This is a genomic window from Marmoricola sp. URHA0025 HA25, from assembly GCF_054059435.1.
In genome coordinates this window covers 4,366,024-4,377,264 of the sequence record NZ_JBSSCD010000001.1, presented here as the reverse complement: position 1 = coordinate 4,377,264, position 11,241 = coordinate 4,366,024, and the positions used below count along the sequence as shown (strand labels likewise).

Below are 11,241 nucleotides of genomic sequence, written 5' to 3'. Positions count from 1 at the left end.
CTACATCCTGAACACGCCGAAGCGGTCCGTGCCCTCGACGGGCGCGTTGTCGATCACGGACAGGCAGATGCCCAGGACGGCGCGGGTGTTCCGCGGGTCGATGACGCCGTCGTCGTAGAGCATCCCGGACAGGAAGTACGGCAGGCTCTGCTCCTCGACGGACGCCTCGATGAAGGCGCGCATCCCGGCGTCCGCCTCCTTGTCGTACTCCTTGCCCTTGGCCTCGGCGGCGGCCCGGGCCACGATGCTGAGCACGCCCGCGAGCTGGGCCGGGCCCATCACCGCGGACTTGGCGCTCGGCCAGGTGAAGAGGAAGCGCGGGTCGTAAGCCCGCCCGTTCATCCCGTAGTTGCCGGCGCCGTACGACGCGCCCATGATCACCGAGATGTGCGGGACCTTCGAGTTGCTGACCGCGTTGATCATCTGCGCGCCGTGCTTGATGATGCCGCCCTGCTCGTACTCGGCGCCGACCATGTAGCCGGTGGTGTTGTGCAGGAACAGCAGCGGTACGTCGACCTGGTTGGCCAGCTGGATGAACTGGGTCGCCTTCTGGGCCTCCTCCGAGAACAGCACACCCTGCGCATTCGCGAGGATCCCGACCTGGTGGCCGTGGATCCGCGCCCAGCCGGTGACCAGCGAGCTGCCGTAGAGCGGCTTGAACTCGTCGAAGACCGCGCCGTTGGTGTTGCTGCGACCGTCGGCGATCCGGGAGATCACCTCGCGCGGGTCGAACGGCTCCTTGAGGTCGGTCGGGATCAGGTCGAGGAGCTCGTCCGGGTCGGCGTCGGGCTCGGCGAAGGTCACGCCAGCCACAGAATTCACTACGCCAGTAGTGAATTCTGTGGGCTTCCGCCAATTCAGCCGCGCGACGATCCGGCGCCCGATCCGGATCGCGTCGTGCTCGTCCGCGGCCAGGTAGTCCGCCAGGCCGGACACCCGGGCGTGCATCTCGGCGCCGCCCAGGGACTCGTCGTCGGACTCCTCGCCGGTGGCCATCTTCACCAGCGGCGGACCGCCCAGGAACACCTTCGCCTGCTCCTTGACCATCACGGTGTAGTCGCTCATGCCCGGCACGTAGGCGCCGCCGGCGGTGGAGTTGCCGAAGACCAGCGCGATCGTCGGCAGCTTCATCGCCGACGACCGGGTGATGTCGCGGAAGAGCCGGCCACCCGGAATGAAGATCTCCTTCTGCGTGGGCAGGTCCGCGCCCCCGGACTCGACGAGCGCCACGGTGGGCAGCCGGTTCTCCTCGGCGATCTGCGACGCCCGGAAGATCTTCTTGACCGTCCACGGGTTCGACGCGCCGCCCTTCACGGTCGGGTCGTTGGCGGTGATCATGCACTCCACGCCCTCGATCACGCCGATGCCGGTGACCACGCTCGCCCCGACCGTGAAGTCGGAGCCCCAGCCGGCCAGCGGCGACAGCTCGAGGAACGCCGAGCCGGGGTCGACGAGCAGCTCGATCCGCTCACGGGGCAGCAGCTTGCCGCGCGCGTGGTGGCGCTCGACGTACTTCTCGCCACCTCCGGCGACGGCGACGGAGTGCTGGGCGTCGAGGTCGGCGAGCTTCTCGAGCATCGCCTCGCGGTTCGTCATGTCGCGTACCCCAGCAGCCGGGCAGCAAGGTCGGTGAGCACTTCGGTCGCACCTCCTCCGATGGGCAGGATCCGGGAGTCGCGGTAGTGCCGCTCGACCTCGGTCCCATGCATGTAGCCGGTGCCGCCGTGGATCTGGACCGCTTGGTCGACGACGGCCTCGCAGGCCTCGACCGCGGTCTGCTTGGCCAGGCAGGCCTCGGCGACGACGTCGTCCCCGGCGACGTGGCGCGCGGTCACCTCACGGGTGTAGGTGCGCGCCACCTCGACCAGCCGGTGCATCTCGACGAGCTTGTGGCGCACGACCTGGTTGGCGACCAGCGGCTTGCCGAAGGTCTCCCGCTCCCTGGCGTACGCCGTGGTGAGCGCCAGGCTGCGCGCGGCGATGCCGTAGGCGTGCACCGCCAGGCCGATCCGCTCCACCACGAACTGTTCGGCGATCTGGTAGAAGCCGGAGTTCTCCTCGCCGATGCGGTTCGACACCGGGACGCGCACGTCGACGTACGACAGCTCCGCGGTGTCCGAGCAGTGCCATCCCATCTTCCGCAGCGAGCGGTCGACGGTGAAGCCGGGCGTGTCCTTGTCGACGACGATCAGCGACAGGCCGGCATGGCCCTTCGCTCCGGTGCGGACAGCCGTCGTCACGTAGTCCGCGCGCACTCCGCTGGTGATGAACGTCTTCGCGCCGTTGATCACGTAGTGGTCACCGTCGCGCACCGCCGTCGTGCGGATCCCGGCGACGTCGGACCCGCCGCCCGGCTCGGTCACGGCCAGCGAGCCGAGCAGCTCGCCGGCGAGCGTCGGTCGGGCGTAGCGGTCGACCAGGTCGGCGCTGCCGTTGGCGACGAGGTGCGGAAGCGCGATGCCGTGGGTGAACAGACCGGCCGCGAGCCCCGACGACCCGCCGCTCTCGAAGAACGCCTCCTGCATCGCGGTCACGTCGAGCAGGTCTCCGCCCTCGCCGCCCGCGTCCTCGGGGAACCCGAGGCCGAGCAGGCCGGCCTTCGCAGCGGCGAGATGCAGCGAGCGGGGGATGTCGCCGGCGTCCTCCCACTCCTGCAGGTGGGGTGTCACCTCGCGCTCCACAAAGGTGCGCGTGCTCGCCTGGAGGGCACGCCGGTCGTCGGTGAGGAACGTCATCGGCGTACCCCCATTGCTTCCCGTACGGAATTCGGGCTTTCCGTACGCGATCGGATACGGGAAGCAGCCAATTCACTACTGGCGTAGTGAATTCCGCCGCCGCCCCCGGTCACACCAGCTCCTCGGGGACATGCACGTGCCGCGACCGCAGCCACTCGCCGACCGCCTTCGCCTGCGGGTCGAACCGGGTGCTGGCCGCCACGCCCTCGCCGAGCAGGCCGCGGATGAGGACGTTGACCCCGCCGAGGTTCGGCAGCGGGAAGACCTCGACGTCGAGGTCCTTGGCCTCCGGCACGAGCCGCCGCACGTGGTCGGGAGTGATCAGGTGCAGCAGCCAGGCGACCCTGCGGTCGCGGAGGTCGTCGCGAGGGCCACCGACCCAGAGGCCGACGTTCGCGTCACCGCCCTTGTCGCCGCTGCGCGCGTGCACGAACGTGCCGAGGGGCACGCACCGGGTCGGGGAGTCCTCGGGAACTGGCGTCGGCGCGGTTTGGACAGGCTCGACCACCGATGGCTGAGCCTGTCGAGACCCCGGCCCGTCGACGACCAGCTCGCGCCCGTCCCACAGGTGCACGGTCTCCTCGACCTCGCTGCGGTCGACGTACGCCGCCCGGTAGACGCCGTACGGAGAGCCGCGTCCGGGCGGCGCGGTGAGCGTGAAGCCCGGGTACGACGCGAGGGCGAGCTCGACCGCGGCAGCAGTGAACGCCTTGCCGACCACCTCGGCCGACGGGTCCTTGACGACGACGCGCAGCAGGCACGAAGCCGCCTCCTCGGTGTCGGCATCGGGGGTCGGGTGCGCCCCCAGCGACCAGGAGACGCTCTGCGGCGGCGCCTCGGCCAGCCGTGCCTCGAGCTGCGCCCGGACCCAGGCGGCCTTCGCCTCGATGCCGAGCCCGGTCAGCACGAGCTCCAGCTGGTTGCGGAACCCGCCGAGCTCGTTGACGCAGACCTTGAGCTGCTGCGGCGGCGCGAGGCCGTGGACACCGCTGACCCGCACCCGGTCGGGACCTTCCTCGGACAGCCGGATCGAGGCGAGGTCGGTGGTCACGTCGGGCCCGAGGTAGTGCGTCGACTGCACCTCGTAGAGCAGCTGCGCGGTGACCGTGTCGAGGGAGACCGCACCGCCGGTGCCCGGTTGCTTGGTCACCACGAACGAGCCGTCGGCGTCGACCTCGGCGACGGGGAAGCCCAGTGGCTTCGCGTCGCGGTCGAGGTCGAGGAAGCCCGAGAAGTTCCCGCCGGTGGCCTGGGTGCCGCACTCGACGATGTGCCCGGCGACCACGGCGCCGGCGAGCTCGTCGTACGACGTGCGCGACCAGCCGTGGTGCGCGACCGCAGGCCCGACCACCAGCGAGGCGTCGGTCACGCGGCCGGTGACGACGATGTCCGCGCCCTCCTGCAGCGCGCGGGCGATGCCGAACGCACCGAGGTAGGCGTTCGCGGTCAGCGCGCCACCGAAGCCGAGCTCGGCGGCGCGGGGCGCGAGGTTGTCACCGTCGACCCAGGCGATCCGCGGGGCGAGCCCGAGCGAGCCGGCCACCTCGCCGAGCCTCTCCGCCAGGCCGGCGGGGTTGAGGCCGCCGGCGTTCGCGACGATCCGCACACCACGGTCGAGGGCGAGACTCATCGTGTCGGTGAGCTGGGTGAGGAAGGTGCGCGCGTAGCCGAGGGACGCGTCGCGCAGCTGGTCCTTGCCGAGGATCAGCATGGTGAGCTCGGCGAGGTAGTCGCCGGTGAGGTAGTCGAGCTGACCACCCTCGAGCATGTCGCGCATCGCGGACAGCCGGTCGCCGTAGAAGCCGCTGCAGTTGCCGATCCGGACGGTGCCGGCGCGGCCGGAGGTCTCGACAGGCTCAACCACCGAGCCGCTCCCGTCCGTTGCCGGCCGGACCCGCGAACGCCTGGGCGATGTCGAGCCAGCGGTCTGCATCGGGACCGGTCGCCACCAGGTCCAGGTCGTCGCGGTGCCGGCGCTGGGTGACCCGCAGGCAGAAGTCGTACGCCGGGCCGGTGACCGTCTGGGCCGCGTCCTCCGGTCCCCACGCCCACGTCTCGCCGGACGGAGCCGTCAGGACGACCCGGAACTCCTCGGCCGGCGGCTCGAGCCCGTGCACCCCGTACGCGTAGTTGCGCGTGCGCACGCCGAGGTGGGCGATGTGCCGGATCCGGTCGGTGGGCTGGGGCCTCGCGGTGATCGAGCCGGTCGAGATCAGGGCGTCGTACACGTCGAGCGCGTGCGCCCAGGTCTCCATGAACCGCGCCGTGCCCATCGACGCCGGGCTCATCGGCGGCCCGTACCAGGGCAGCTTCTCGCCCTCGGGGTGGTCGCGCAGCATCGAGACGAGCGCAGGCCGGCCCGCCTGCCAGCGCGTGAGGATCTCCGCCCCGGTCGCCTTCGCGCCCGCGAGGGCCTCCGCGTCGACGAAGCCCTGCGGGTCGGCGATCGCCTGCAGCACGAGCGCGTCCCAGGCCACCTTGTCGGTCCCGGCTGCGATCGCGCACTCGTCGGTCCAGGCGAGGTGCACGATCGTGGTGGCGATGTCCCAGCCCTCGGCGGGCACCGGCGTGCGCGAGCCGTCCTCGTCGAGCGGCGCCACGACTGCCTCGAGCGCGTCGCCCTCCGCGGTCAGGTCGGCGAGCACCTGGTCGAGCACGGGGTTCGAGCCGGCGGTCATCGGTTCCTCCTCGGGAGCTCGTCGTCGAGGACCTCGGCCCAGCGGTCGAGGATCTGCCTGCGCCGCGCCTTGTCGTCGCTGATCGTGTCGGCCAGGCCGAGCCCGCGGATCAGGTCGAGGGTGGCCTGCACCAGCTCGCGAGCACCCGGCTGCGACTCGTCGACGTCGAGCATCTCGACGGTGAGCCGGTGGGTCTCGCGCCCGGTCTGGCGCTCCAGTGGTCCGACTGCCGCCAGCAGGGCCGGGTCGGTGCGCGCGGCGACCCAGAGCTCCAGCGCGGCGGCGAAGACGTCGGCCGTGAAGTGCTCGCCGAGCAGCTCGAGGACCTCGCGGGTGCGAGCCTTGCCTCGCGGCAGCGCCGCCGCGGCCTCCGCGAGCTCGTCGCGGCGGAGGGTGGCGATGTGCTCGACGGCGGCGACCACGAGGTCGGCCTTGGTCGGGAAGTGGTGCAGCTGGGCACCGCGGCTGACCCCGGCCCGCTCGGAGACCAGCGTGGTCGACGTACCACTCCAGCCACCCTCGACCAGGCACTGCAGGGTGGCCTCGAGCAGGCGCCGGCGCATCGCACGGGTGCGCTCCTCCTGGGGCACCCTGGTCGCGGTCGCGCGGGCGACGCCGCCGTCGGTCATGCCGTCATCCTCACCGCTGCACCAACAAACAGTCAAGACTGACTTTTTGTGTTGGCCGTTCTGACCGGTGCAACCTGGTGAAACCACCGTGAAGGCACGGTGAAACCCGCGAGGTCGAAGGTTCTCGTGACCGGTCGCCGCAACCGTCGGCGGCGGTCACGAAGGAGAACCCATGACTTTGCGACCAGCCCCCCACGCCGTCCAGGCCAGTGGCCTGGTGAAGGCCTTCGGTGACTTCCGGGCCGTCGACGGCGTCGATCTCGAGGTACGCCGCGGCGAGGTCTTCGGCGTCCTCGGACCGAACGGCGCCGGCAAGACGACGATGCTCAGCATGCTCGCCACCCTCCTCTCCATCGACGAGGGCCGGGCGGCGATCTTCGGGGTCGACGTACGCCGGGAGCCCCACCGGATCCGCCAGCTCCTCGGCGTGACCGGGCAGTACGCCTCGGTCGACGAGAACCTGACGGCCCGCGAGAACCTCTGGCTCTTCGGGCGGCTGCTGGGCGTGTCCGGCAAGGAGGCGCGCGCCACCGCCGACAGGCTGCTCGGCCAGTTTGCGCTGGAGGAGGCCGCGGACAAGCCGATCAGCCAGTTCTCCGGCGGCATGCGCCGCCGCCTCGACCTGGCTGCGAGCCTGATCAACCGGCCGCCGCTGATCTTCCTCGACGAGCCCACCACCGGCCTCGACCCGCGTACCCGCGGTCAGATGTGGGAGACGATCCGCGGCCTGGTGGCCGACGGGTCGACGATTCTCCTCACGACGCAGTACCTCGACGAGGCCGACCAGCTCGCCGACCGGATCGCGGTGATCGACCGTGGTCGCAAGGTCGCGGAGGGCACCCCCGACGAGCTCAAGTCCTCCGTCGGCGACTCGACGCTCCAGCTGCAGCTCGCCCACGACGCCGACCAGGCGCTGGCCATCGGCGTCGTGCGGCGGCTGCTCGGCGAGGAGCCGGTGCTGACGCCACCCCAGAAGGACGGCAGAGCCGGCCGGATGAACGTCGCCCTCGACGAGGCCGACCGCGCGGCCGACGTCCTGATCGCCCTGCGCCAGTCCGGTGTCTCGATCACCTCCGTCAGCGTCGCCAAGCCGACCCTCGACGAGGTCTTCCTGGCGATCACCGGCCACGACACCGGCCAGGCAGGCAACGCCGGCACCGATCTCGACCACTCCGACCAGCCCGAACTGGAGGTCGCTCGATGAGCACCCAGACGATCCACCCGACCCTCGCCCCGACCCGCGAGCCGATCGGCGACCCGATGGACGTGGTCGCCGCGACCCGGCCGCGCCCCTCCCTGCAGGAAACGGTCAGCCAGACGGTGACCATGGCCTGGCGGTCGACCACAAAGATGCGCCGCAACCCCGAGCAGTTCTTCGACGTGATCATCCAGCCGCTGCTCTTCACCGCGATGTTCACCTACATCTTCGGCGGCGCCATCTCGGGCAGCGTGTCGAACTACATGCCGATCATCATCCCCGGCATCCTCGCCCAGACGGCGCTGACCGCGTGCATGGCGATGGGCACCCAGCTGCGCGAGGACATGGACAAGGGCGTCTTCGACCGGTTCAAGTCGCTGCCGATCGCCCGGATCGCCCCGCTCGCCGGGCCGGCCCTGGCCGACGTGATCCGCTACGTCATCGCCGCGACGCTGACGATCCTCGTCGGCCTCGCGATCGGCTACCGCCCGGGCGGCGGGTTCCTCGGCACGCTGGGCGGCTGGGCGCTCACCATCGTCGCGGCCTGGTCGCTGGCCTGGATCTTCACCTGGCTGGGCACCATCGCGCGCTCCGCCCAGGCGGTCCAGGGCATCTCGATGATGATCATGTTCCCGCTGTCCTTCATGTCGAACGCCTTCGTCAAGGAGGACACCATGCCCGGCTGGCTGCAGGCGTTCGTGAAGGTCAACCCGGTCTCTCACGTGGTCACCGCGGTGCGCGACCTGATGAACGAGGGGCAGGTCACCGCCAACGTCGGCTGGGCGCTGTTCGGCTGCGTCGTCGTGGTCGCGATCTTCGCGCCGCTCTCGGTGCGCAGCTACAAGCGGCACCTCTGAGCCGCGAACCTAGCGGAGCGTCGCGACGAACGCCCGGGTCTCCGCCAGGAGGTCCGGGCCTCGTCGTGCGCCGTACTCGGCGTCGACCGCCGCGAGCCGGCCCGGAGCGAGCTCGTCCATCTGTGCGACCAGCCGCGACCAGGCCATCGTCGGGATGCTGCGGTTGTAGGCGAACCGGTCTGCGAGCACCAGCAGGCGGACGGCCTCGTCGAGCGGGAGCGCCTTCGCGAGCGCACCCCAGAGCCCCAGGGCGAAGCAGCTGAGCCCGCAGACCGGGTAGTCCAGGTAGGGATAGTCCGGGTCGAGCACCGAGCCCAGGCGGTCGAGGCCCGAGCGGAAGAGTCCCGGTGCATAGCCGTCGTCCTCGGGCCGGTGATAGGCGTACGCCGTCAGGGCGGTCGACTCCGCGAACAGCACCCAGGGCTCCATCCCGGTCGGTGGCAGCCCGGGGAAGGTCAGCTCGTGGACGCGGACCACCGCGGCTCGGTAGCGCTCGAGCCCGGTGTCGACGTCGCCGCGGGCCAGCGCCATCTCCGCGGAGGCCAGGTCGATCACGAGCCCGCCGCCGAAGACGTTGTCGGTGTCCTCGAGCGTCAGCTTCGCGAGCTCCGTCTCGGCCCGGTCCAGGTCGCCCTCGGCGATGGCCGAGAGCGCGAACAGCGAGCGCAGCTGCAGTGAGTCGTCGCGCGCACCGAGGCGGTCGAGCACCGGCAGCGCAAGCCGGGCGTGCTCCACCGCCTGCTCGACGCGGCCGAGCTGCATCGCGAGCTGGGCTGCCTGCGTGTGCAGGATGGCGCGCATCCACGGCCCGTCCTCCGCATCGGTGAGCCGGATCGCCCGCTCCGTCGAGTCCAGGGCGTTGACCGGGTCGCCGATGTTCTCCTGCGCATGACTGCTCCACTGCAGCGCGGTGATCGCCACGTGTGGGTCCGGGCTGGCGGCCAGCTCCTGCAGCTGCTCGACGAACCTGGCGGCCTGGCTCGGCTCGAAGATCTGCATCACGGTCACGAGCGCGGCAATCCGCCCGTTCTCACCCGGTCCGATCTCGCGCAGGTGGGCGCGGAGCTCCTCGACGTAGGTGGAGTTGCCGATCATCGCGTTGTTGACCGTCACCGCGATCGCGATCCGGGCCGCGTCGGCCGCGGCCGGCGGCGGCGTCCAGCCCCTGACCGCATCCGCGACGGCCTCGGCGAGCACGAAGACCCGGGCGTGGTCACCGAGGATCATCCAGTAGGACCCGAGCGCGGCGAGGATCCGGACGACCGTCTCGGGGTCCGGGTCGGCGAGGGCCTGGCGGAGCACGTCGGCAAGGTTGTTCTCCTCCGCACGGAGCGCATCGACCGCGGCGAACTGGCCCGGGCCCATCAGCGCGGCGCTGTTCACGTCGGCGTACCCCACCGCCCAGTGGCGGTGGGCGAGGGCCGCATCGGCCTCCTCGCCACTCTCGGCAAGCCGGAGCCGGCCGAACTCGCGCACCGTCTCGAGCATCCGGAAGCGGACGCCGCCGACGACCTCGACCACCGAGACCAGCGACTGGTCGGCCAGCTCCTGGACCACGTCCAGGGCCTCCGGCCCGAGAACGGTCTCGGCCGCCTCGAGGGTGAACCCGTCGTGGAAGACCGACAGCCAGCGCAGCGCGCGGCGCTCGGGCTCGGCCAGCAGGTTCCAGGACCAGTCGATCACCGCGAGCAGGGTCCGGTGCCGGTCCGGGGCGCTCCGGTCACCGCCGACCAGCAGGGCGAACCGGTTCTCCAGCCGCCGGCCGATGTCGGCGACGGCCATCACCCGGACCTTGGCGGCGGCCAGCTCGATCGCCAGCGGCAGGCCGTCCAGCCGCTCCACCACGGAGACCACCTCGGCCCGGTGCAGGGCGACGTCGGGTCGAGCGGCGGCGGCGCGCTGCTCGAACAGCTCGACCGCGTCCTCGAGACCGAGCTCACCGAGGGCGTAGACGCGCTCGGCCGCGATCGCCAGCGGCGCGCGGGTCGTGGTGAGCACGCGCAGCTCGCGCGTGGTCGCGACCAGATAGGCCACCAGGTCGGCGACCGCGTCGACGACGTGCTCGCAGTTGTCCAGTATCAACAGGCTCGGTGCCAGGTCGAGGTGCTGCGCGATCCTGGCGCGTACGTCGGCGCGCTGCTCGGGCGTCAGGGTCCTGCGGCCGCTCACCGAGTCGCGGACGCCGAGGGCGGAGCCGATCTCGCCCACCACGTCCTCCGGCGCGGTGACGCCGACCAGCTCGACGAAGTGCACGACCGGCTGCGCGGCGCTGCGCCCGAGCACGTGCGCGAGCCGGGTCTTGCCGAGCCCACCGGCGCCGACGATGGACACCACCCGGGACGCCACCAGCGCGGCGCGCAGCCGGCGGAGGTCGTCGCCACGCCCCAGCAGCGCGGTGGCCTCGAAGTGCACGCCCTCGCGCACGGGGCTGTCCAGCGAGAGCAGCTGCTGGTGCAGCCGTTGGAGCGCCGGTCCGGGATCGCTGCCGAGCCGGTCGCGCAGGTCGGACCGGTAGCGCTCGAACCGCTCCAGGGCAGCGCCGGCGCCGCGCACCTCGCCGAGGCTGCGCAGGAGGTCCGCCAGCAGCGCCTCGTCGTCGGGTTGCGCGGCGATGGCGTCCTCGAGCGCGGGCAGAGCCTCCTCGTGGGCGCCCGAGCGGCTCGCCGCCTGCGCGACCACCTGACGGGCCCTGGCGAGTGCGGCGCGGGCCTCGCGGCGTACCTCCGCGAGAGGGCCGGCGACGTCGTTGCCGGTGGTCAGGGTCTCGCCGAGCGCAAGTGCGGCGCGCGCGTGCTCGGACGCGGCCCACGGGTCATCGGACAGGGTGGCGCAGGCAGCGTCGGTCTCCGACCGGACCACCAGGGCATCCACCTGGTCTGCCGCGAGGCCCAGCCGGTATCCCTCGCCGGCCAGCACCACGGAGTCGGCGCCGCAGGTCGCGCGCACACGGGAGACCAGCACCTGGAGAGCCTTGGCCGGGTTCGCGGGCGGGTCGTCGGACCACACCTGCTCGACCAGGCGCTCCGAGGCCACCGCCCGGCAGGAGGCCAGCGCGGCCAGCAGCGCACCGGGGCGCTCGCCGACGACGGGTTCGCCCTGCCAGCGCACCCCGTCGAGCAGCGAGAGCACGATCGGCACCCGGTC

At 71.8% G+C, this 11,241-nt stretch carries 8 protein-coding genes; 2 read left to right on the top strand and 6 right to left on the bottom strand.

Annotation, left to right across the window (positions count from 1 at the left end; all coding sequences use genetic code 11):
- The 5 genes from ACVW00_RS21555 to ACVW00_RS21535 form a co-directional block, all read right to left on the bottom strand.
- Nucleotides 1-1,596 carry an acyl-CoA carboxylase subunit beta gene (locus ACVW00_RS21555; protein WP_457112941.1) on the bottom strand — a complete coding sequence of 532 codons (1,596 nt, stop codon included), beginning with the start codon at nt 1,594-1,596 and terminating at the stop codon, nt 1-3.
- On the bottom strand, nt 1,593-2,735 hold the full coding sequence (locus ACVW00_RS21550; RefSeq protein ID WP_457112940.1) for an acyl-CoA dehydrogenase family protein: 1,143 nt from the start codon (nt 2,733-2,735) through the stop codon (nt 1,593-1,595). The genes ACVW00_RS21555 and ACVW00_RS21550 overlap by 4 nt, the downstream gene beginning before the upstream one ends.
- Before the next feature lie 109 nt (nt 2,736-2,844).
- Entirely contained in the window at nt 2,845-4,599 is a 1,755-nt protein-coding gene (locus ACVW00_RS21545; RefSeq protein ID WP_457112939.1) for an acyclic terpene utilization AtuA family protein, read from the bottom strand.
- On the bottom strand, nt 4,592-5,413 hold the full coding sequence (locus tag ACVW00_RS21540) for a TIGR03084 family metal-binding protein (protein ID WP_457112938.1): 822 nt from the start codon (nt 5,411-5,413) through the stop codon (nt 4,592-4,594). Before ACVW00_RS21540 ends, ACVW00_RS21545 begins: the two co-directional genes overlap by 8 nt.
- A complete protein-coding gene (locus ACVW00_RS21535; protein WP_457112937.1) occupies nt 5,410-6,042 on the bottom strand; it encodes a TetR/AcrR family transcriptional regulator in 633 nt (210 codons plus the stop codon). Before ACVW00_RS21535 ends, ACVW00_RS21540 begins: the two co-directional genes overlap by 4 nt.
- Before the next feature lie 172 nt (nt 6,043-6,214).
- Here ACVW00_RS21535 and ACVW00_RS21530 point away from each other — a divergent pair, with 172 nt between their 5' ends.
- The gene (locus ACVW00_RS21530; protein ID WP_457112936.1) at nt 6,215-7,246 is read left to right on the top strand and encodes an ATP-binding cassette domain-containing protein; all 1,032 of its coding nucleotides are present in this window, start codon (nt 6,215-6,217) and stop codon (nt 7,244-7,246) included.
- Entirely contained in the window at nt 7,243-8,097 is an 855-nt protein-coding gene (locus ACVW00_RS21525) for an ABC transporter permease (RefSeq protein WP_457112935.1), read from the top strand. The genes ACVW00_RS21530 and ACVW00_RS21525 overlap by 4 nt, the downstream gene beginning before the upstream one ends.
- Nucleotides 8,098-8,106: 9 nt before the next feature.
- On the opposite strand, the gene ACVW00_RS21520 is transcribed toward ACVW00_RS21525, so the two are convergent.
- Nucleotides 8,107-11,235, bottom strand: coding sequence for an ATP-binding protein (locus ACVW00_RS21520; RefSeq protein WP_457112934.1), 3,129 nt, complete (start codon nt 11,233-11,235; stop codon nt 8,107-8,109).
- Between the last annotated feature and the right edge of the window lie 6 nt (nt 11,236-11,241).

What these genes read in the sequence shown, in the direction of transcription:
- ACVW00_RS21555 (WP_457112941.1), bottom strand. Translation starts at nt 1,596, where the DNA reads ATGACGAACCGCGAGGCGATGCTCGAGAAGCTCGCCGACCTCGACGCC.
- ACVW00_RS21550 (WP_457112940.1), bottom strand. Translation starts at nt 2,735, where the DNA reads ATGACGTTCCTCACCGACGACCGGCGTGCCCTCCAGGCGAGCACGCGC.
- ACVW00_RS21540 (WP_457112938.1), bottom strand. Translation starts at nt 5,413, where the DNA reads ATGACCGCCGGCTCGAACCCCGTGCTCGACCAGGTGCTCGCCGACCTG.
- ACVW00_RS21535 (WP_457112937.1), bottom strand. Translation starts at nt 6,042, where the DNA reads ATGACCGACGGCGGCGTCGCCCGCGCGACCGCGACCAGGGTGCCCCAG.
- ACVW00_RS21530 (WP_457112936.1), top strand. Translation starts at nt 6,215, where the DNA reads ATGACTTTGCGACCAGCCCCCCACGCCGTCCAGGCCAGTGGCCTGGTG.
- ACVW00_RS21525 (WP_457112935.1), top strand. Translation starts at nt 7,243, where the DNA reads ATGAGCACCCAGACGATCCACCCGACCCTCGCCCCGACCCGCGAGCCG.